The 20589-nt window shown below is 66.1% G+C and carries 16 protein-coding genes and 3 rRNA genes; 5 read left to right on the forward strand and 14 right to left on the reverse strand.

Features of this window, described 5'->3' with window-relative positions; translation table 11 throughout:
• Window positions 1-153 precede the first annotated feature (153 nt).
• Complete coding sequence (locus KIT89_RS04715) at window positions 154-1302, forward strand: hypothetical protein (RefSeq protein ID WP_297603468.1); 1149 nt, start codon at window positions 154-156, stop codon at window positions 1300-1302.
• Between the two features lie 4 nt (window positions 1303-1306).
• Here the strand turns inward: KIT89_RS04715 and xerD are convergent, their stop codons facing one another.
• The 3 genes from xerD to KIT89_RS04730 are packed head-to-tail and all read right to left on the reverse strand — an operon-like array spanning window position 1307 to window position 4562.
• A complete protein-coding gene (gene xerD / locus KIT89_RS04720) occupies window positions 1307-2242 on the reverse strand; it encodes a site-specific tyrosine recombinase XerD (RefSeq protein ID WP_297603904.1) in 936 nt (311 codons plus the stop codon).
• Window positions 2239-2823, reverse strand: coding sequence for an NUDIX hydrolase (locus tag KIT89_RS04725; protein ID WP_297603469.1), 585 nt, complete (start codon window positions 2821-2823; stop codon window positions 2239-2241). Before KIT89_RS04725 ends, xerD begins: the two co-directional genes overlap by 4 nt.
• Window positions 2820-4562 carry a CTP synthase gene (locus KIT89_RS04730; protein WP_297603470.1) on the reverse strand — a complete coding sequence of 581 codons (1743 nt, stop codon included), beginning with the start codon at window positions 4560-4562 and terminating at the stop codon, window positions 2820-2822. Before KIT89_RS04730 ends, KIT89_RS04725 begins: the two co-directional genes overlap by 4 nt.
• A 73-nt stretch (window positions 4563-4635) precedes the next feature.
• On the opposite strand from KIT89_RS04730, the gene KIT89_RS04735 reads away from it, so the two are divergent.
• Complete coding sequence (locus KIT89_RS04735; protein WP_297603471.1) at window positions 4636-5103, forward strand: hypothetical protein; 468 nt, start codon at window positions 4636-4638, stop codon at window positions 5101-5103.
• 48 nt (window positions 5104-5151) lie between these two features.
• Here the strand turns inward: KIT89_RS04735 and recN are convergent, their stop codons facing one another.
• The 9 genes from recN to KIT89_RS04780 all read right to left on the reverse strand — a co-directional run bounded on the left by recN (window position 5152) and on the right by KIT89_RS04780 (window position 16320).
• A complete protein-coding gene (gene recN, locus KIT89_RS04740) occupies window positions 5152-6852 on the reverse strand; it encodes a DNA repair protein RecN (protein WP_297603473.1) in 1701 nt (566 codons plus the stop codon).
• Window positions 6849-7769 carry an NAD kinase gene (locus KIT89_RS04745; protein ID WP_297603474.1) on the reverse strand — a complete coding sequence of 307 codons (921 nt, stop codon included), beginning with the start codon at window positions 7767-7769 and terminating at the stop codon, window positions 6849-6851. Before KIT89_RS04745 ends, recN begins: the two co-directional genes overlap by 4 nt.
• Complete coding sequence (locus KIT89_RS04750) at window positions 7766-8647, reverse strand: TlyA family RNA methyltransferase (RefSeq protein WP_297603475.1); 882 nt, start codon at window positions 8645-8647, stop codon at window positions 7766-7768. The genes KIT89_RS04745 and KIT89_RS04750 overlap by 4 nt, the downstream gene beginning before the upstream one ends.
• A 19-nt stretch (window positions 8648-8666) precedes the next feature.
• The gene (locus KIT89_RS04755; protein WP_297603476.1) at window positions 8667-8834 is read right to left on the reverse strand and encodes a hypothetical protein; all 168 of its coding nucleotides are present in this window, start codon (window positions 8832-8834) and stop codon (window positions 8667-8669) included.
• Window positions 8835-8836: 2 nt separating this feature from the next.
• Window positions 8837-9859, reverse strand: coding sequence for an HAD-IIA family hydrolase (locus KIT89_RS04760; protein WP_297603477.1), 1023 nt, complete (start codon window positions 9857-9859; stop codon window positions 8837-8839).
• Window positions 9849-10919, reverse strand: coding sequence for a hypothetical protein (locus tag KIT89_RS04765; RefSeq protein WP_297603478.1), 1071 nt, complete (start codon window positions 10917-10919; stop codon window positions 9849-9851). Before KIT89_RS04765 ends, KIT89_RS04760 begins: the two co-directional genes overlap by 11 nt.
• Window positions 10920-10994: 75 nt before the next feature.
• Window positions 10995-11111, reverse strand: a 5S ribosomal RNA gene (rrf, locus tag KIT89_RS04770).
• A 129-nt stretch (window positions 11112-11240) separates the two neighbouring features.
• Window positions 11241-14355: ribosomal RNA gene (locus tag KIT89_RS04775) — 23S ribosomal RNA — on the reverse strand.
• A gap of 442 nt (window positions 14356-14797) precedes the next feature.
• Window positions 14798-16320: ribosomal RNA gene (locus tag KIT89_RS04780) — 16S ribosomal RNA — on the reverse strand.
• The 16S, 23S and 5S rRNA genes sit together here, the layout of an rRNA operon.
• A gap of 534 nt (window positions 16321-16854) precedes the next feature.
• Between KIT89_RS04780 and KIT89_RS04785 the strand changes: the two genes are divergently transcribed.
• Complete coding sequence (locus KIT89_RS04785) at window positions 16855-17277, forward strand: HEAT repeat domain-containing protein (RefSeq protein WP_297603480.1); 423 nt, start codon at window positions 16855-16857, stop codon at window positions 17275-17277.
• Here the strand turns inward: KIT89_RS04785 and tyrS are convergent.
• Window positions 17274-18599: a tyrosine--tRNA ligase gene (gene tyrS, locus KIT89_RS04790; protein WP_297603481.1), complete on the reverse strand. Its 1326-nt coding sequence runs from the start codon at window positions 18597-18599 to the stop codon at window positions 17274-17276. The two genes, KIT89_RS04785 and tyrS, sit on opposite strands and share 4 nt — an antisense overlap.
• Window positions 18600-18649: 50 nt before the next feature.
• Between tyrS and KIT89_RS04795 the strand changes: the two genes are divergently transcribed.
• A complete protein-coding gene (locus tag KIT89_RS04795; protein ID WP_297603482.1) occupies window positions 18650-19357 on the forward strand; it encodes a DNA-binding protein in 708 nt (235 codons plus the stop codon).
• Window positions 19354-19977, forward strand: coding sequence for a hypothetical protein (locus KIT89_RS04800; RefSeq protein WP_297603483.1), 624 nt, complete (start codon window positions 19354-19356; stop codon window positions 19975-19977). Before KIT89_RS04795 ends, KIT89_RS04800 begins: the two co-directional genes overlap by 4 nt.
• Here KIT89_RS04800 and KIT89_RS04805 read toward each other — a convergent pair.
• Window positions 19946-20587, reverse strand: coding sequence for a DNA-3-methyladenine glycosylase (locus tag KIT89_RS04805; protein WP_297603484.1), 642 nt, complete (start codon window positions 20585-20587; stop codon window positions 19946-19948). The genes KIT89_RS04800 and KIT89_RS04805 overlap by 32 nt on opposite strands.
• Window positions 20588-20589: the final 2 nt, after the last annotated feature.

A 20589-nucleotide genomic window follows, 5' to 3' on the forward strand; every position in this document is an offset into this window, starting at 1 on the left:
CACAACAACGGAGCGGACGAGACTGATTCACCTGCTCCGCGGTTGTGGAAGCGTGTGAGGGTGGCACTGCGGCACCTGCGCGCGGCGACGAACGCGCGCCGACAAACGCCCGGAGACGAGTGCGCGGAGACGAGTGCGTGATTGACTGTCGTCGTGAGTGACGATCTCTCGACGGTCGACGCCGCGCAGCTCGAACGCTGGGCGTACGGTCGACCGACGACGGGTGAAGAGCAAGGCCGAGTCGAGCACGCACGAGCGGTGGCGGCCCTCGCCGAGCTGCGACGACGAGCGGCGGCCGAGCACGAGCGAGCGCAGCGCGAGCTGGTCGAGCGCGCCGCCGCCGAAGCGCACGCCAGCGAACGCGGCGCCACCGAGGCCGCGGGCGCCCCCGGCGTCGAGGCGCTGACCGACAGCGAACGCCGACACCGGCGACGGATGCTCACCACAGGCATCGCCGGACTCACCGCAGCCGCACTCTCCCTCGGCGCGGGCGTCTACGTGCTCAACCAGCCCGACCCCGATCCGCTCGCGATCTTCGAGCGCGAAGAAACCCAGCTCGACCGCGACTGGGCGCTCAGACTCGACGCTGGAGGGTTCGGGCCCATCACCACAGGCCCCCGAGCCATTGAGCTCGACGACGATCGCGTCATCGTCGTCGCACGAGTGTCGACCGTTACTGATGGCCGCAGTACCGAGTGGGACGCCTACTGTCTGTTCATGTCGAGTCTCCCCGAGAGCGACGGCTCATGGGGACTCAGTGGCGCGTGCACCTACCCCGAGAGGTTCGAGCGAGACGGGCTCATCCTGCCCGACCGGCCCTCGCTTCCTGGAGATGGATTCGACACCGCCATCTGGGGCCCTGAGGGCGAACCACGCATCGCCCGAAATCAACCCCTCTACGGCGAAGTTGGGCTCATCAGCAGCGTGCTTGACTGGTTGGCGGCTCCCGCAAACCGCGACCCACAGATCACGGCCGACGATCTCATCGATCACTCAGAACGCTTGCTCATGGGCCCCGTAGTCATTCCCCTCTCTGCCGAGGGCGCAGACCTTGCCGCTCTTCGTGACAGTGGAATTCAGGCCATCGCGATGCTCATTGCCGGTGAGCGGCCGAGTGGCAGCCCCCGGCTGTGCGTCTATGTCGACCTCGGCGATGGAACCAGCCGTTTGCCGTGCGCCGCCCTCGGCACCGTGCGCCGAGAAGGCATCGAGGTGCCCGTCACCGCCAACGGGCGCAACTGGCTCGTCACGATCGGCGCCGACGGGCGCGAGCGCAGCAACACCGTGCGGCTGCTCGACTGAACGACTACAGGGCGCGCGGGTGCGCCGTGGCCCACGCCTCGCGCACAGCATCTGCCGTCACAAGCGTGTAGAGCTGCGTCGTCGCGACCGACGCGTGGCCGAGCAGCTCTTGCACGACGCGCACGTCGGCTCCGCCCTCGAGCAAATGGGTGGCGAACGAGTGCCGCAACGTGTGCGGCGAAAGCTCGGTGGTGAGCTGAGCCTTGAGCGCAGCATCCCGAATCACCAACCACACGCTCTGCCGCGACAACCGGGCCCCGCGCGCGCCCAAGAACAGCGCAGGAGTCGCCCGCCCACGCGGAGACAGCAGCGGCCGCGCCCGCACGAGGTATGCATCGAGCGCCTCGCGCGCATACCGCCCGAGCGGAACCATGCGCTGCTTGCGCCCCTTGCCGAACAGGCGCACCGACTCGGCAGTGGCCCCACCCTCGCCCATGACATCGTCGACGTTGAGGTCGACCGCCTCACTCACACGGGCGCCGGTCGCGTAGAGCAGTTCGAGCAGAGCGCGGTCGCGCAGCGCGATCGGCTCATCGCCGCTGCAGGCCTCGAGCAAGCGCTCGACCTCGTCGATCGAGATCGCCTTCGGCAAGCGCTTCGGCTGCTTCGGCGGGCGCTGCTCGGCCGCGACATCGCGCGGCGCCAGACCCTCCTCAGCGAGAAACCTGTGCCAGCCGCGCACACTCGACAGCATGCGCGCGGCACTCGACGCGCTCACCCCCGCCGAGCCGTCATCGGGCTCGCGCACGGCGGCGACGAACGCCGACACATCGGCTTCGGCGATCGCCGCCGGGTCGTCGATGCCGCGCCCGGCGAGGTGCGTCAGGTATCGGCCGAGGTCGCGGCGATACGCCGACACCGTGTGCGGTGAGCGCCCGCGCTCGAGCGCCACGTGCCGCAGATACCGCTCGGCCGCCGCTTCGAGCGCAGCCACGGTCAGCCTCGAGTTCGACGAGCGTGCTCGGCGAGCACTGCGGCCAAGAAGATGCCGTTGTGCACGCGGCCGGTGAGCGCAGCATCCACTGCCTCATCGAGGGCGACCCACCGCAGCACGATGTCGGCCTCTTCAGAGTCGCGCGCGAACGCCTCGGGCGCCGCCGACAGGCCTGTCGCACGGAACACGTGAATGACCTCGTCAGACCCGCCCGGCGAAGTGTGCAGCGTGATGAGCGGCTGCCAGTCATCCGCCACCAGGTCGGCCTCTTCGGCGAGCTCACGCTGCGCGGCCTCGAGGGGCGGCTCGCCGTCGACGTCGAGCAGGCCCGCCGGAAGCTCCCAGTTGCGCATCTGAATCGGGTGACGATACTGCTGGATGCTCAAGACACGATCATCGGCATCGACGGCCAGCACGGCCACCGCGCCGGGATGCTCCATGAACTCACGGGTCAGCGTGCCCTCGCCGTAGGCGAACCGCTCGCGGCGGATATCCCACACGGCACCGTCGAACGCCACATCGCTCGCGAGCACCTCGACGCTGAAGGCCTCGTCGCGCAGCGACGCTGAAAGGTCAGGCTCGTTCACGCGCTCGCGCTCTGACCCGCGTCGACGGTGACCACTTCGCCGGTCTCGTCGTCGAACAACTTCGAGGCGCGCTGGCGGTCGAGTGCAGCGCCGACGAGCCCGCGAAACAGCGGGTGCGCGTTCGTGGGGCGCGAGCGCAGTTCGGGGTGCGCCTGGGTGGCGACATAGAACGGGTGCACCTCGCGCGGCAGCTCGACATATTCCACGAGGGTGCCGTCGGGGCTCGTGCCCGAGAAGTGCAGGCCCGCCGCGGCGATCTGCTCGCGGTAGGCGTTGTTCACCTCATAGCGGTGGCGGTGGCGCTCGTGCGAGACGGAAGCGCCGTACAGCTCTTCGACGATCGACCCGGGGGCGAGTGCGGCCTCGTAGAGGCCGAGTCGCATCGTTCCGCCCAGGTCTCCTCCGGCGATGATGTCGACCTGCTCGGCCATGGTCGCGATGACCGGGTACTCGGTGTCGGGGTCGAACTCGCTGCTCGAGGCGGTCGGCAGCCCGGCGACCGACCGCGCGAACTCGATGACCATGCACTGCAGGCCCAGGCACAACCCGAGCACGGGAATGCGGTTCTCGCGAGCGAACGTCAGCGCCCCGAGCTTGCCCTCGATGCCGCGCACGCCGAAGCCGCCGGGCACGCAGATGCCGTCGAGGTCGGCAAGGTTCTTCGCCGCACCCTCTGGCGTCTCGCACTCGTCGCTCGCGATCCAGCGAATGTGCACCTTCGCCTGGTGGGCGAACCCGCCAGCGCGCAGTGCCTCGGTGACGCTCAGGTAGGCGTCGGGCAGGTCGATGTATTTGCCCACGAGGCCAATAGTCACCTCGCGCTTGGGCTCGTGCACGGCGGTGAGCAGGTCTTTCCAACGATCCCACTGCACTTCGCCGGCGCGCAGATCGAGCTGGTCGATGATGTAGCTGTCGAGGCCTTGGCTGTGCAGCATCGAGGGGATGTCGTAGATCGAGGGAACATCCACCGCATTGACGACAGCGGCCTCGTCGACGTCGCACATCAGCGCGATCTTTCGACGGTTGGCGCTCGAGACGGGCCGGTCGCTGCGCAGCACGAGGGCGTCGGGCTGGATGCCGATCGAGCGCAGCGCCGCCACCGAGTGCTGCGTCGGCTTGGTCTTCTGTTCGCCGCTCGCGCCCATGTACGGCACGAGCGAGACGTGCACGAAGAACACGTTGCGCCGGCTGAGCTCGTGGCGCACCTGACGCGCAGCCTCGATGAACGGCTGCGACTCGATGTCGCCGACGGTGCCGCCGACCTCGGTGATGATGACGTCGGGCTGTGGTTCGTCGTGCGACTGCAGGCGCATGCGCCGTTTGATCTCGTCGGTGATGTGCGGAATCACCTGCACCGTGTCGCCCAGGTACTCGCCCCGGCGTTCGCGGGCGATGACGTCAGAGTAGATCTGGCCGGTCGTGACGTTGGCGGCCTGATCGAGGTTGATGTCGAGAAAGCGCTCGTAGTGGCCGATGTCGAGGTCAGTCTCGGCGCCGTCGTCGGTGACGAACACCTCGCCGTGCTGAAAGGGGTTCATCGTGCCGGGGTCGACGTTCAAGTAGGGGTCGAGCTTCTGCATGACGACGCGCAGGCCCCGCGCGGTCAGCAGATTGCCGAGGCTGGCGGCCGTGAGCCCTTTGCCGAGAGACGAGACGACGCCTCCGGTGACGAAGATGTGCTTCGTGACGCGCCGTTCGCCGTCGTGCCCGCCAGAACCTGTCTCAGAAGAGTCCACCACGGGGTTCAAGAGTATCTCACCGCGCCCACGGCGCCTCTCGACGCGCGGGTCGTCGGCGGCGTACGCTCAGCGCATGAGTACTCATCACGGTCTGCTGCCCTCTCGACGCCTCATCACGAGCGTCGTTCTCGCGAGCGCAGCGGCGCTCGTTCTGGCCGGATGCTCGGCCCCCCAGTCGATCGCCGCCGAGACCGTGCGCGGCCTGCCCGCCGGCGTCACGCTCGCCGACGACGAGCAGATGGGCGAGCAGCCGGTCGCCCTCTGGACAGACAACCGCGTGACCCTCACGGTGGTCACCTGGGGCTCGTCGAGCTGCCCGCCGATTCCGACCTCGCTCGAGGTGGAGTCGGCCGCGCTCATGATGCTGACGTTCGCCCCGCCCGCCGGCGAGGTCTGCACGGCCGACTTCGCGCCGACGAGCCACGTGTTCACGACCCCCGACGGCATCAGCTTCGGCGCCATGCAGCTCGAGATCACCTTCGAGGGGCGCGGCGGCGACGAGTCGACGACCGTGACGGTGCCGATTCGCGACAACGGCTGAGGTCGCTGACCCCCACCGTCGGCGGCGCGCGCCCTCGGGCGTGCGGCTCTACCCTCCGACGAGCTCGCGGGCCGTCTCGACGAGTTCGCGCGCGTGGGTGAGGCCCGACTCGCTGTCGGGCAGCCCGCTCAGCAGTCGCGCCATCTCGGCGATGCGGTCGTCTCCGGTCAACTGCCGCACGCTCGACGCCGTCACCGAGCCGTCGCTGTCTTTCACGACGCTCAAGTGGTTGGTGGCGAACGCCGCCACTTGCGCCAAGTGGGTGACGACGATCACTTGCGCCGACTGGGCGAGGCGGGCGAGTCTGCGACCGATCTCGATGGCGCTCGCGCCGCCGACACCCGCATCGACCTCGTCGAAGACGAAAGTCGGCACCGGGTCTGTGGCGGCGATGACCACTTCGAGCGCGAGCATGACGCGCGAGAGCTCGCCGCCCGATGCGCCTCGACCGAGAGCGCGCGGCTCGGCGCCGGGGTGCGGCTGCAGCAGAATGGCCACCTGGTCGCGCCCGCTCGCGGTGTATTCGTCGCGTGGCGTCACCTCGACGGTGATGCGCGCGGCGCCCATCGCGAGCGCCGCCAACTCACCGGTGACGCGCTCAGAGAGGCGGATGCCCGCCACCCGCCGCAGATCGCTCACACGATCGGCGAGCGACATGACTCGGGCTCGATCGGCGTCGACCTCGGCCCGCAGCGCGTCGATGCGGTCATTGTCGTGGTCGAGCTCGAGCAGCCGGGTGCTGCCCGAATCGAGGTAGTCGATGACCTCGTCGAGGGTGGGGCCGTACTTGCGCATGAGCACGCTCAGTTCGGCCCGTCGCTGCTGCACCGTCTCGAGCTCGCGGCCCCCGTCGCTGTCGAGCGAGGCGAGGTACGACGACAGCTGCGTGGCGAGCTCGCCGACGACGAACCCGGCGTTGGCGATCGCATCGACGATGGGCACGAGCTCGGGGTCGTGCGCCGCCACGCGGTCGACGGTGCGCCGCGCGCTCTCGATGAGCGCAAGGGCGTCGCGCGCCTCGTCGAGGCTCTCGCTCGAGATGAGCTCGTGCGCTTGAGCAGCCGCGAGCCGCAGGTCTTCGAGGTTGGTGAGGCGGTCGGCGCGCTCGGCGAGCTCGACGTCTTCGCCGCGTCGGGGCGCGGCCGCCTCGATCTCGGTCATCGCGAGCCGCAGCTCGTCGGCTTCGCGCGCCCGCCGGTCTCGGTCGGCGATGAGCACGTCGAGCTCGGCTTGAGCGTCGTTCCACCGTTGAAAGACCTCGCGGTAGTCGCCGAGCACCTGCTGCAGCTCTGGGCCGGCGAAGCGGTCGAGCGCTTCGCGCTGGGCGGTCGCCGACTTCAAGCGCACCTGGTCGCTCTGACCGTGCACGACGACGAGCTGCTGCCCGATCTCGTTGAGCACGCCGACCGGTGTCGACCGCCCTCCGACGACGGCTCGCGAACGGCCTTCGCCCGAGATCGAGCGACTGAGAATGAGGGCTCCGCCGTCGAGGTCTCCCCCGGCGTCGCGCACCCGGTCGGCGACGGCGCCGCGCTCGTCGACGTGCCAGTGGCCTTCGACGAGAGCCTGGCCCGAGCCCGAGCGAATCGCCCCCGTGTCGGCGCGATCGCCGAGCAGCAGCCCCAGGGCGGTCACGACCATCGTCTTGCCTGCGCCCGTCTCGCCCGTGAGCGCCGTGAAGCCGGGGCCGAGCGGCAGCCGCGCCTCACCGATGACCCCCAGATTGCGAATGGAGATCTCTTCGATCACGGTGCACGCCCTTCGTCGTCGACGGGCCCGCGCCAGCCGTGCACGGGCAACGCGAACTTGTTGACCAGTCGGTCGGTGAACGGCCCGGGGTGCAGCCGCGCCAGCCGCACCGGCGTCGACGAGCGACGCGCGACGACCCTCGCGCCCCGAGGCAAGTCGAAGGTTCGGCGCCCGTCGCACCAGAGCACGCCCACACCTTGCGTGCGGTCGAGCACCTCGACGGCGAGCGAGCTGCCGGGGCCGATGACGATGGGCCGCGCGAAGAGTGCGTGCGCGCTCAGGGGCACCATCAGCAGGGCATCGAGGCTCGGCCACACGACGGGCCCGCCCGCCGAGAAGGCGTACGCCGTCGACCCGGTGGGAGTCGACATGACCACGCCATCGCACCCGAAGCTCGACAGCGGCCGGCCGTCGACCTCGATGACGACTTCGAGCATGCGCTCGCGACTCGCCTTCTCGACCGTCGCCTCGTTGAGCGCCCACGTCTCGTACACGACCTCGCTGCCGAGCTTGACGCGCACCGACAGCGTCATGCGCTCTTCGACGAGGTAGTCGCGCTCGAGCGCCCGCTCGACCGCCGACGCGAGGTCGTCGCGCTCGCTCTCGGCGAGAAAGCCGACATGACCGAGGTTGACGCCCAAGAGTGGCGCCGAGCCGCCGCGCGACACCTCGGCCGCGCGCAAGATGGTGCCATCGCCGCCGAGCACGATGACCAGTTCGATGTCGCCCACGCCCACGTCATGGTGCAGCACGCTCAGAGTGCCGTCGCCCGCGGCGTCGCGAAGGTCGTCGAGCGATTCGGCGGGCACCACGGGCGTGACCCCGGCCTCGCGCAGCAGGTGCACGACCCGCACGGCGGCGTCGAGCGACTCGTCGCGGCCCGTGTGGGCGACGACGAGAATGTGCCGTTCGGTCACGAGGGGGCCTCCTGGCTGCTGTCGGTCGGGCTGCTGTCGGTGGTGGAGCCGGGCAGGGCGCGCGCGAGGGCTTCGGCGCGGCCCCTCCATTCTGTCGGATGCACCCCGGCACCCGGCCTGAAGACCGCCAGATACTCATGATTGCCCGAGGTTCCGACAATCGGGGAGGAGATCAGCTCGCTTGCCAGCAGACCCAGATCTGACGCCGCCCACAGCACCGCCATGATCGCGTCGTCGCGCACTCCTGCGTCTCGCACGATTCCTTCACGGATGCCCTGCCGCCCGGCCTCGAACTGCGGCTTGATCAGCACGACGAGCGGCACATCGGTGCCGACGGTGTCGACGATCGCGGGCAGCACGAGCGTGACGGAGATGAAGCTCAGGTCTGCCACGACGATGCCGATGGGCTCGGCCGCCGACACGGCGCCGCCGCTCACCTCGGCGAGTCGATCGACCGTGAGCGCGCGAGCGTTCTCACCCTCGACGACCACCACTCGGGAGTCGGCGCGCAGGGCGGGGTCGAGCTGACCGTGCCCGACGTCGAGCGCGATCACCCGTCGGGCTCCGCGTTCGAGCAGCACTTGCGTGAAGCCGCCCGTCGAGGCGCCGAGGTCGAGGGCGAGTAGGCCGCTCACGTCGAGCGAGGCCGCATCGAGTGCGGCCGCGAGCTTGAGAGCGGCACGGCTGACATACCGATCGTCTCCGTCGACCTCGAGCCGGGCATCCGGTGCCACGGGGGCCGCCGGTTTCACGACCGCGCGCCCGTCGACCGACACTCGCCCCTGTTCGATGGCGGCGCGTGCCGTGGTGCGCGAACGCGCGAGACCCCGCTCGACGAGCGCCACATCGAGTCGCAGGGTGGCGGCGCGATCGTTCACGATGCGAACGCCACGACGCTCATGCCGAGTGGCCGGCGTCGCCGTCAGCAGACTCGAGCTGGGTGCGCAACTCGTCGTGCAGGTGCCGATACGCTTCGGCGCGGTCGGCGAGCGGGCGCTCATCGATGAGCGCGAGGCGCGACAGCAGCGCGTCGTCTGGCGCCGTCACCGCGTCTGGCTCGCTCATGGTCACGAGACTACCGCGAGGTGCATGAGCTGCTCGTCGACGTCGAGCCCGTAGATCTGCAGGCCCGAGGCGTAGATGGCGGCGGCCCCCGCGCGCAGCAGGTCGAGCTCATCGTTGCCCGCGCGTGCGACGCGCACGACGTGCTGCTTCATGCGCACGACAGACTTGCCCACGGTCACGGTGCGCACACCGTCGGCGTCGACCTCGCTCGCCACCGCCGGGTACGGCTCGAAGAGCTCGCGCAGATCGCCGAGAATGTAGTCGGGCTGCATCGTGGGGGGCGCCGCGAGCACCTGCTTGGCGCGGTCGATGCCGGTGAGCACGAGAGCCGTCGCGTGCCCCGCGCGCTTGCCGCCCATGATGTCGGTGTCGAGGCGGTCGCCCACGACGAGCGGGTTCTGGGCCGCGAAGCGCTCGGTCGCGACCTCGAAGATCGCCGCTTCGGGCTTGCCGGCGAAGACCGGCAGCCGCCCCACCGCCAAGTGCACGGCCGACACGAGCGTGCCGTTGCCCGGCGCGATGCCGCGCGCCACCGGAATGGTCCAGTCGGTGTTCGTCGCCACCCACGGAATACCGGTGTGCAGCGCGAACGACGCCTCTGCCAGTTGCTCCCACCCGACGTGGGGGGCGAAACCCTGCACGACGGCGTCTGGAGCGTCATCGGCCGAGCGGGTGACCGAGAACCCTGCGGCTTCGAGTTCGGTGACGATGCCGTCGCCACCGACGACGAGGATGCGCGCACCCGGTGCCACGAGCGTGGCGAGCACGCGCACCGCTGCTTGCGGGCTCGTCACCACATCGTTCGCGGAGACATCGAGCCCGAGCTCGCGCAAGTGCTCGGCGACCTGCTCGTCGGTGCGCGAGGCGTTGTTCGTGATGTACCCCACGCGCATCGACCGAGCTGCGCGGTTGATGCTCTCGACGGCGTGCTCGATCGCACCAGGGCCGGTGTAGACGACGCCATCGAGGTCGAGCAGGAGGGCGTCTCGACCGGTGAGCGGAGTCGCGCGCGCCTTACCGAGCATCGTCGCCCTCGGGTTCTTCGAGCTCGGGCTCGGCGATCTCGGGCTCATCGATCGCGGTGACAGAGTCGAGCACGTCGCTGTCGTCGAGTTCGATGATCTCGATCGTCTCATCGCCCTCGGTCGCTCCGGCCGCCGCGAGCGCTTCAGCAGCGATGTCGGCGCGGCGGCCCCACACCTCGGCTTCGTCGGTGCGACCGAGCTCGTCGAGCACGATGGCATAGGCGTCGAACAGTGCGGGGCTGTAGCTGAAAGCGGTCGTGGGGTCGAGCTGCGAGATCTCGAGCTCTTCGAGAGCCTGCTGTGGCTGGCCGAGGTCGAGTCGGGCACCCGACATGGCGATGGCGAGCTCGACGCGAGTGGGCACGCTCAGCGTGCGTCGGTCGACCGAGCGGCCGAGCTCGAGCGCCTTCTCGGGCCGGCCGAGCCCGCGCTCGCAGTCGACCATGAGCGGCAGCTGCTCGTTCGACCCAGAGATGCGTCGATAGGTGCGCAGTTCGCGCAGTGCGAGCGCGAAGTCACCCACGGCGTAGGCGGTGATGGCGAGTGACTCGCGAGTGACGGCGATGCGCCCAGCACGACGAGCCGCCGCCTGAGCGTGCTTGTGCGCGAGCTGCGGATCGTCATCGATGAGCGCCGCAGCCATGACGAGGTGCTGCGCGACGCGGTCTGCGTTCTCTTTCGCGAGCGTCTTGAGCTCGTTGCGCGCGATGCGGTCGAGCTCTTTGCCCGTGATGTCGTCAGGAATCGGCGGGTCGTCATGCCTCGGCCGATCGTTGTCGCCCTCAGGTCGATTCGGGCGCGGAGGCCGCGAGCCGCCCGCAGGCCGCGCGCCGCGGTAGCCTGCGCCGTCGCGCCGCGGGGCGCCGTCACGCTTCGGGGCGCCGTCACGCCGCGGGGCGCCATCGCGCTGCGGGGCGCCATCGCGCTGCGGGGCGCCATCGCGCTTCGAGCCGCCCTCCCACTTCGGGGCGCCATCGCGCTTGGGGGCACCCTTGCGGGGCCCGGTGCCGTCGCGGCGCGGTCGTTCACCATCACTGTGACGGTTCGGGCGCTCTGCCATGGGTGCTCCTCAGGCTCACAACTGCTCGTTAACGCGAAATGGCCACCCATCACTGGGTGGCCATCTCACAAAGAAGTCCGGCGGTGTCCTACTCTCCCACGAGGTCTCCCTCGCAGTACCATCGGCGCAGAAGGTCTTAGCTTCCGGGTTCGGAATGTAACCGGGCGTTTCCCCTTCGCTATGGCCGCCGAAACACTATTGATTTATCAATCGTTTACGGACAGACATGCATAAGCATGGATCTGTGCGTAGTTCTCGACCGTAAATCGAGAACCACAAAGTGGACGCGAGCAACAAACTCAGATCTCTCAAAGAGAGGGTGTTGTCAAGTTATCGGCTTATTAGTACAGGTCAGCTGCAAGGGTCTTTAGTCCCCTCTTCCACATCCTGCCTATCAACCCAGTAATCTGGCTGGGAGCCTCTCACCTAAAAGGTATGGAAGTCTCATCTTGAGGCCGGCTTCCCGCTTAGATGCTTTCAGCGGTTATCCATCCCGAACGTAGCTAATCAGCGGTGCTCCTGGCGGAACAACTGACACACCAGAGGTTCGTCCAACCCGGTCCTCTCGTACTAGGGTCAGATCCTCTCAAACTTCCTACGCGCGCAGCGGATAGGGACCGAACTGTCTCACGACGTTCTAAACCCAGCTCGCGTACCGCTTTAATGGGCGAACAGCCCAACCCTTGGGACCTACTCCAGCCCCAGGATGCGACGAGCCGACATCGAGGTGCCAAACCATGCCGTCGATATGGACTCTTGGGCAAGATCAGCCTGTTATCCCCGAGGTACCTTTTATCCGTTGAGCGACAGCGCTTCCACAAGCCACTGCCGGATCACTAGTCCCGACTTTCGTCCCTGCTCGACCTGTCAGTCTCACAGTCAAGCTCCCTTGTGCACTTACACTCGACACCTGATTGCCAACCAGGTTGAGGGAACCTTTGGGCGCCTCCGTTACTTTTTGGGAGGCAACCGCCCCAGTTAAACTACCCACCAGGCACTGTCCCTGAACCGGATTACGGTTCGAAGTTAGATATCCAGAGTGACCAGAGTGGTATTTCAACAACGACTCCACCGACACTAGCGTGCCAGCTTCACAGTCTCCCACCTATCCTACACAAGCCACACCGAACACCAATACCAAGCTGTAGTAAAGGTCACGGGGTCTTTCCGTCCTGCTGCGCGTAACGAGCATCTTTACTCGTAGTGCAATTTCGCCGAGTTCGCGGTTGAGACAGCTGGGAAGTCGTTACGCCATTCGTGCAGGTCGGAACTTACCCGACAAGGAATTTCGCTACCTTAGGATGGTTATAGTTACCACCGCCGTTTACTGGGGCTTAAATTCGCAGCTTCGCTTACGCTAACCGCTCCTCTTAACCTTCCAGCACCGGGCAGGCGTCAGTCCGTATACATCGTCTTGCGACTTAGCACGGACCTGTGTTTTTAGTAAACAGTCGCTTCCCACTGGTCTCTGCGGCCTTCATCGCTCCAGGAGTAAATCCCTTCACGAGTCCGGCCCCCCTTCTCCCGAAGTTACGGGGGCATTTTGCCGAGTTCCTTAACCACGATTCTCTCGATCTCCTTGGTATTCTCTACCTGACCACCTGAGTCGGTTTGGGGTACGGGTGACTAAAACCTCGCGTCGATGCTTTTCTTGGCAGCATAGGATCACTGATTTCCCCCGTGAGGGGTACGCATCGGATCTCAGGCTATGTGAGAGACGGATTTGCCTATCTCTCGCCCTACATCCTTACACCGGGACAACCATCGCCCGGCTCAGCTACCTTCCTGCGTCACACCTGTTAATACGCTAGCCGCACCAGCATAGGGTCGAGTGCTAGCCCCGGAGCTCCTCCCCGAAGGGATCGGTCACCGGTATTCGGACTCTTAGCATTACTGGATTAGCTTGGGCGGTTTTTCGTCAGTACGGGAATATCAACCCGTTGTCCATCGACTACGCCTGTCGGCCTCGCCTTAGGTCCCGACTTACCCAGGGCGGATTAACCTGGCCCTGGAACCCTTGGTCTTTCGGAGGACGGGTTTCTCACCCGTCTTTCGCTACTCATGCCTGCATTCTCACTCGTGTGGCCTCCACGGCTGGTTCACACCGCCGCTTCGCTGGCCACACGACGCTCTCCTACCGATCCGCACGGCTGGACCACGAAGGCCTACCAAATATGCGAATCCTACGACTTCGGTGGTGTGCTTGAGCCCCGTTACATTGTCGGCGCGGAATCACTTGACCAGTGAGCTATTACGCACTCTTTCAAGGGTGGCTGCTTCTAAGCCAACCTCCTGGTTGTCTGTGCAACTCCACATCCTTTCCCACTTAGCACACGCTTAGGGACCTTAGTCGGTAGTCTGGGTTGTTTCCCTCTCGACGATGAAGCTTATCCCCCACCGTCTCACTGCTGCGCTCTCACTTACCGGCATTCGGAGTTTGGCTGACGTCAGTAACCTTTTGGGGCCCATCGGCCATCCAGTAGCTCTACCTCCGGCAAGAAACACGCAACGCTGCACCTAAATGCATTTCGGAGAGAACCAGCTATCACGAAGTTTGATTGGCCTTTCACCCCTATCCACAGCTCATCCCCTCAGTTTTCAACCTAAGTGGGTTCGGTCCTCCACGACGTCTTACCGTCGCTTCAACCTGGCCATGGATAGATCACTTCGCTTCGGGTCTAGGACATGCGACTGAATCGCCCTATTCAGACTCGCTTTCGCTACGGCTACCCCTCTCGGGTTAACCTCGCCACATATCGCTAACTCGCAGGCTCATTCTTCAAAAGGCACGCCGTCACAGCTGCTAGGGCTGCTCCGACGGTTTGTAAGCAAACGGTTTCAGGTACTATTTCACTCCCCTCCCGGGGTACTTTTCACCTTTCCCTCACGGTACTTGTCCGCTATCGGTCATCTGGGAGTATTTAGGCTTATCAGGTGGTCCTGACAGATTCACACGGGATTTCTCGGGCCCCGTGCTACTTGGGATACTCTCCGGGCCATTACGACATTTCGACTACGGGGCTGGCACCCTCTGTGGCTGGCCTTTCAAGACCATTCGTCTATATCGCGCTGTAACCCTTGTAGATCGGCAGATCTACGGGAAAGTCCCGCAACCCCGACCATGCAACGCCTGCCGGCTATCACACATGATCGGTTTAGCCTCTTCCGGGTTCGCTCGCCACTACTACCGGAATCACGGTTGTTTTCTCTTCCTGTGGGTACTGAGATGTTTCACTTCCCCACGTTCCCTCTACCCGCCCTATATATTCAGGCGGGAGTCACTAGGTCGCACAAGTACGCCCAGCGGGGTTTCCCCATTCGGAAATCCTCGGCTCAAAGCTCGCTTATCAGCTCCCCGAGGCTTATCGCAGATTGCTACGTCCTTCTTCGGCTCCAGATGCCAAGGCATCCACCGTTTGCTCTTAGAAACTTGACTACATGAGTTTGAATCGATCGGCGTCTGCTGCCCGAGGGCAACCAACGCAGACCAATGATCTATGTCTCTTTCGAGACGTTGATCGTAGAAAAGAGATCTTGCGATCTCAGTTCTAAGATGCTCGCGTCCACTGTGTAGTTCTCAACATACGGTCGGTACCGCTTCTGTCGACGACCCCGGAGGGTGCTTTCTAGTCGATCAGACCGCGGTCCGAGGAATCGTGTCTCGAGGTCACCCTCGAGGCCCGGTCCCTCAGGACCCAACAGCGTGCATGTGGCCGGCTCTGGTCGGCAGCGCTTCCAACCCCGAAGGGCGTACTGAGCTGCCGGCTTTCGCCTGCCACCAAAGTCAATGTTCCACCCATGAGCTACCAGCTGAGAACAGAGTCTCAGATCTGGCTTCTGGCTGCACTCGCCGAAGCGAGGCAGCAGATGCTCCTTAGAAAGGAGGTGATCCAGCCGCACCTTCCGGTACGGCTACCTTGTTACGACTTAGTCCTAATCACCGATCCCACCTTCGACAGCTCCCTCCTTGCGGTTGGGCCACTGGCTTCGGGTGTTACCGACTTTCATGACTTGACGGGCGGTGTGTACAAGGCCCGGGAACGTATTCACCGTGACGTTGCTGATTCACGATTACTAGCGACTCCAACTTCATGAGGTCGAGTTGCAGACCTCAATCCGAACTGAGACCGGCTTTTTGGGATTCGCTCCACCTTGCGGTATTGCAGCCCTTTGTACCGGCCATTGTAGCATGCGTGAAGCCCAAGACATAAGGGGCATGATGATTTGACGTCATCCCCACCTTCCTCCGAGTTGACCCCGGCAGTCTCCCATGAGTTCCCACCATGACGTGCTGGCAACATAGGACGAGGGTTGCGCTCGTTGCGGGACTTAACCCAACATCTCACGACACGAGCTGACGACAACCATGCACCACCTGTTTACGAGTGTCCAAAGAGTTGACTATTTCTAGCCCGTTCTCGTATATGTCAAGCCTTGGTAAGGTTCTTCGCGTTGCATCGAATTAATCCGCATGCTCCGCCGCTTGTGCGGGCCCCCGTCAATTCCTTTGAGTTTTAGTCTTGCGACCGTACTCCCCAGGCGGGGAACTTAATGCGTTAGCTGCGACACAGAAACCGTGGAATGGTCCCTACATCTAGTTCCCAACGTTTACGGCATGGACTACCAGGGTATCTAATCCTGTTCGCTCCCCATGCTTTCGCTCCTCAGCGTCAGTTACGGCCCAGAGATCTGCCTTCGCCATCGGTGTTCCTCCTGATATCTGCGCATTCCACCGCTACACCAGGAATTCCAATCTCCCCTACCGCACTCTAGTTTGCCCGTACCCACTGCAGGCGCGAGGTTGAGCCTCGCGTTTTCACAGCAGACGCGACAAACCGCCTACGAGCTCTTTACGCCCAATAATTCCGGACAACGCTTGCACCCTACGTATTACCGCGGCTGCTGGCACGTAGTTAGCCGGTGCTTTTTCTGCAGGTACCGTCACTTTCGCTTCTTCCCTGCTAAAAGAGGTTTACAACCCGAAGGCCGTCGTCCCTCACGCGGCGTTGCTGCATCAGGCTTGCGCCCATTGTGCAATATTCCCCACTGCTGCCTCCCGTAGGAGTCTGGGCCGTGTCTCAGTCCCAGTGTGGCCGGTCACCCTCTCAGGCCGGCTACCCGTCGTCGTCTTGGTGAGCCGTTACCTCACCAACTAACTGATAGGCCGCGAGTCCATCCTTGACCGAAGTTCTTTCCAGCTGATGACCATGCGGTCTCAGCTCGTATCCGGTATTAGACGTCGTTTCCAACGCTTATCCCAGAGTCAAGGGCAGGTTACTCACGTGTTACTCACCCGTTCGCCACTAATCCACCAGAGCAAGCTCCGGCTTCATCGTTCGACTTGCATGTGTTAAGCACGCCGCCAGCGTTCGTCCTGAGCCAGGATCAAACTCTCCGTAAATGTTTGATTGCACAGCGGCCCGAAGGCTGCCGGCACATCTAGTGTCTCTGCCGGACCGAGGTCTGAGCAGGGACGAGTTTGTCTGACTGAAGTTCGAATATCTACTGACATTCTTGTTTCAATCCAAAGGAATCTCATACGGATGATCGAGACCATCCGTCGAGGTTGTTTGGCATTGACTTAGTGCACGCTGTTGAGTTCTCAAGGATCGGGCGCTCCAGACCTTCGGCTTCTCAGCCGTCGCAACTGGGCAACTTCCCTAACATATCCGCCGGAGAGACCCGTGGCAAATCGGGGATCTCGGTGAACCGAGCCCGATCGACTGGATCGATCTTGGCGGCGGACTTACCATCCTACTTGGCGATGAGCGCACCAGCAAGTGGCTGCTCTGTCTTGGAGGATGTGCACCGCTTGAGCTGAGCCCCGCCTCTCGGCGAGCCGCATCATTTGGGGTGACGAGTTAGAAGATTACGGTTCGCCCGCACTCGGAGCAAGTTTGCCCGAATCCCGGGCGTGTCGCGCCATACTCGAGGGGTGATCGACCACCTCCCCGAGCCCGACCTGCCGCTGCGAGATCGCCTGCTGCGGCTGCAGAACTCGGTGCCGCGCTCGGCGTTGCAGGCCTGGGCAGCAGGGCTCGCGCTCGGTGAGGTGGGCGACGATTCGGCCGAGCACCCGTCGATCGAGTGGCTCGGAGGCACGCGCGGATGGCGGCCGTACTGGAGCCGAACGTGGGGCCTGCGGCTGCTGCTGCACATCGGAGTCGACGACGTCGCCGTGCCGGCACTCTCGGCTGTGCTGGCCGATGAGTCGTGGCGCGTGCGAGAGATGGCCCTCAAGGTGATCGCGCGGCACGAGCCGCCCGTCGACGGGCAGACGGTGGTCGAGCTGCTCGACGACCCCGTGGCGCGCGTGAGGGAGGCGGCAGGGCGCGTGCTCGCGCGGCCCGAGCGCTAGCTGCCCGAGAAGCGCACGCCCGCGAGGGTCTTCTTGCCGCGCCGCAGCACGGCGCACCGCCCGGCGAGCGCGGAGCCCTCGAGGGTCTGCTCGTCGCTCGACACCTTGACGTTGTTGAGCGAGACCCCGCCCTGCGCGATCGCGCGCCGAGCCTCGCCCGCGCTCGAGCAGAGGCCGGTGGCCACGAGCGCGTGCACGACGGTGTCTGACTCGGCGACGTCGGCACTGGGGAGCTCGGCGATCGCGGCGGCGAGAGTCTGAGCATCCAGCGCCGAAAGGTCACCCTGGCCGAAGAGCGCTTCAGAGGCAGCGATGGCGGCCGAGACCGCTGCGGCTCCGTGCACGAGCCCCGTCACCTCGAGGGCCAGCCGCTTCTGCGCGGCGCGGCGGAACGGCTCGGTCTCGACGAGCTCGGCGAACGCCTCGATCTCGGCGCGCGACAAGAACGTGAAGACCTTCAAGCGGTCGATGACATCGGCGTCGTCGGTGTTGAGCCAGAACTGGTACATCGCGAAGGGGCTGCACATGTCGGCGGCGAGCCAGATCGCGTTGCCTTCGCTCTTGCCGAACTTCGTGCCGTCGCTGTTGGTGATGAGCGGCGTGCCGATGGCGTGCACGCTGCGGCCCTCTGCCTTGTGGATGAGGTCGGTGCCGCTCGTCAGGTTGCCCCACTGGTCGCTGCCGCCCGTCTGCAGCACGCAGCCGTGCTGCCGGTGCAGCTCGAGAAAGTCGTAGCCCTGCAGAATCTGGTAGCTGAACTCGGTGTACGAGATTCCGGCGTCAGAGTTGAGGCGCGCGGCGACCGCGTCTTTCTTCAGCATCGTGCCGACGCGGTAGTACTTGCCGATCTCGCGCAAGAAGTCGATCGCGCTGAGGTCGGCCGTCCAGTCGAGATTGTTGACGAGACGCACGGCGTTCGCGCCGTCATCTGACAGAAAACGACTGACCTGGCCCTGCAGCCGTTCGACCCAGGCCGCCACCGTCTCGCGCGTGTTGAGCTGCCGCTCTGCGGTGGGCCGAGGGTCGCCGATGAGCCCCGTCGACCCCCCGACGAGAGCGAGCGGCCGGTGGCCGGCGAGCTGCAGCCGACGCATGAGCAGCAATTGCACGAGGTTGCCGAGGTGCAGGCTCGGCGCGGTGGGGTCGAAGCCGCAGTAGTAGGTGATCGGCTCGCCGCCGAGAGCCTCTTTCAGGGCAGTCTCGTCGGTCGAGACGTGCACGAGCCCGCGCCACACGATCTCGTCCCACACGGTCTCGAAGGTGGAGTCGTTGCGGGCGGGGGTCAGGGTGATCGAGTCGTCAGTCACGGGTGCGGCGGTCACCGCGTCAGCGTATCAGCGGCGGCGACCCCCGCTCGACGAATCATCCTTGTATGCTTGATCATCAAGAGATCATGCCGAGAGGGTTGATTATGGGAGCCATGTTCGTGGTCATCGCTGACCAAGTGGGCAGCCGCGACGACATCGACCGCGTCGCGGGCGCCCTCGAGACCCTCGGCGAGCGGTTCGGCGACCACTACGCACTCACACCCGAACGCACCGCGGGCGACGAACTGCAGGCCCTCACCGCCGACGCCGACGCCGCGCTCGAGACCGCGCTGCACCTGCTGCGCTCGCCCCACTGGCGGGTCGGGCTCGGCATCGGCGCCGTGCGCAGGCCGTTGCCGACGAGCGTGCGCGAAGCGAGCGGCAGCGCCTTCACCGCCGCACGCGCCGCCGTCGAGCGCGCGACCACCCGGTCGACGCGATTCGCCGCCGTCGGCGCCGACGCCCTCGCCGACGCCGTGCACGACTGGGCGGCCCTCGTCGACCTGCTGCTCACCCAGCGCGCCCGCTGGAGCGCTCCCGGCTGGCAACTGCACGACCTGCTCGACGACGGCCTCACACAGGCCGAGGCGGCCGCTCGGCTCGGCATCACGCCGCAAGCGGCCAGCAAACGAGCCCGCGCCGCCGCCCTGCGCATCGATTCGGATGCTCGCCGCGCGCTCACTCGCATCGTGACGCAGGTCGGGGCTACGGTGAAAGACCCGGTCGACACCACGCCGACCGGCGACGCCACCGCAACCGGAGACGAGTCATGACCCTGCTGCCGCCGTTTCTCGCCGAACTCATGGCCCTGCCCGCCTGGAGCGCCGTCGCCGCACTGCTGCTGCTCATCGCCGCCCTCGCCGTGCTCGCCACCGCGACCGCTCGACCCCGACTCGTCGTGCCCGCGATCGTCGTCATGACCGTCGGAGCCGCCGCCCTGCTGCTCGGATTCGAGCCGCGGCCCCCCGGCGTCTTCGCGCCTCTCATCGCCGTCATGCTCGCCGTCGTCGGCGTCGTCGCCGGCGGCCCCGTCGTCACCCTCGTGCTCGCCGCAGCCACGCGCGGCGGCGCACCCGACGGCGCGCACGGCGGCATCATCGTGCCCGTCGAAGCGTCGACCGGCACGAGCGCCCGGGCCAAGCCCACCACGCGAGAGGTGCTGCGCGGCGGGCTCACCATCGGCTACCTCGAACGCATCGTCGTCATCGCCGCCGTGCTCTTCGCCCGCTGGGAGCTGCTCGCCGCCCTCATCGCCGTCAAAGGCCTCGGGCGCTTCCGCGACCTCGACGCCGGCGCCGCCACCGAACGGTTCATCATCGGCACGCTCGTGAGCCTGCTGTGGGCGGGCGCGTGCGGCGCCCTCATCGTGCTGGGATCGACCGCGATCTGGTGACGGCGGGGCGATAGACCGACACCGTGGAATCCCCCGCGAGCCAGTAGCGCCAGGGGAACTCTGCGGTGCCGCCGGGGCCGCTCACGCCCACGCGCGGCCCTGACGCGATGCGCTCGGGCGGCAGCGGCTCGCCGAGCTCGAGGCGCAGGGGGCCTGCGGCGAGCATCCCGCCGCTGTCGGCCAGGTCGATGCCGAGCGAAGTCGCCAGGCGGGCGGGGCCGCGAGCGAGGTCGCGATGGGGAATCGTGCGGGATGCGCAGGCTCCCGCCCGGCGAGGTGCCGCGGCCGCGCGGCGCTGCTGCGCGAGCTCGGCGCCCGCGATCACCTCGCCCGCTCGCAGCAGCACGGCCCCGGCCTCGCCCGCCGGGCCGCAGACGAGGTTGAGGCAGCGGTGCAGTCCGTAGCTGAGGTAGACGTAGATCGTGCCGGCCGGGCCGAACATCGGCTCGGTGCGCGGGGTGCGGCCGCGAAAGGCGTGCGAGCCGGGGTCGGCGCCCTCGCCGCGGTAGGCCTCGACCTCGGTCAGCCGCACGCTCACACCGCGGCCGTGCAGCACGGCGCCGAGCAGCCGCGGAGCCACCACCACGGGGTCGTCGTCGAGCAGTCGCACGG

The organism is Microcella sp. (genome assembly GCF_025808395.1).
Taxonomy (GTDB): Bacteria; Actinomycetota; Actinomycetes; order Actinomycetales; family Microbacteriaceae; genus Microcella.

Excerpts from the sequence above, each read along its gene's own strand:
- KIT89_RS04735 (WP_297603471.1), top strand. The coding sequence starts at position 4,636 with ATGAGTACTCATCACGGTCTGCTGCCCTCTCGACGCCTCATCACGAGC.
- KIT89_RS04755 (WP_297603476.1), bottom strand. The coding sequence starts at position 8,834 with ATGAGCGAGCCAGACGCGGTGACGGCGCCAGACGACGCGCTGCTGTCG.
- KIT89_RS04760 (WP_297603477.1), bottom strand. The coding sequence starts at position 9,859 with ATGCTCGGTAAGGCGCGCGCGACTCCGCTCACCGGTCGAGACGCCCTC.
- KIT89_RS04765 (WP_297603478.1), bottom strand. The coding sequence starts at position 10,919 with ATGGCAGAGCGCCCGAACCGTCACAGTGATGGTGAACGACCGCGCCGC.
- KIT89_RS04795 (WP_297603482.1), top strand. The coding sequence starts at position 18,650 with ATGCTTGATCATCAAGAGATCATGCCGAGAGGGTTGATTATGGGAGCC.
- KIT89_RS04800 (WP_297603483.1), top strand. The coding sequence starts at position 19,354 with ATGACCCTGCTGCCGCCGTTTCTCGCCGAACTCATGGCCCTGCCCGCC.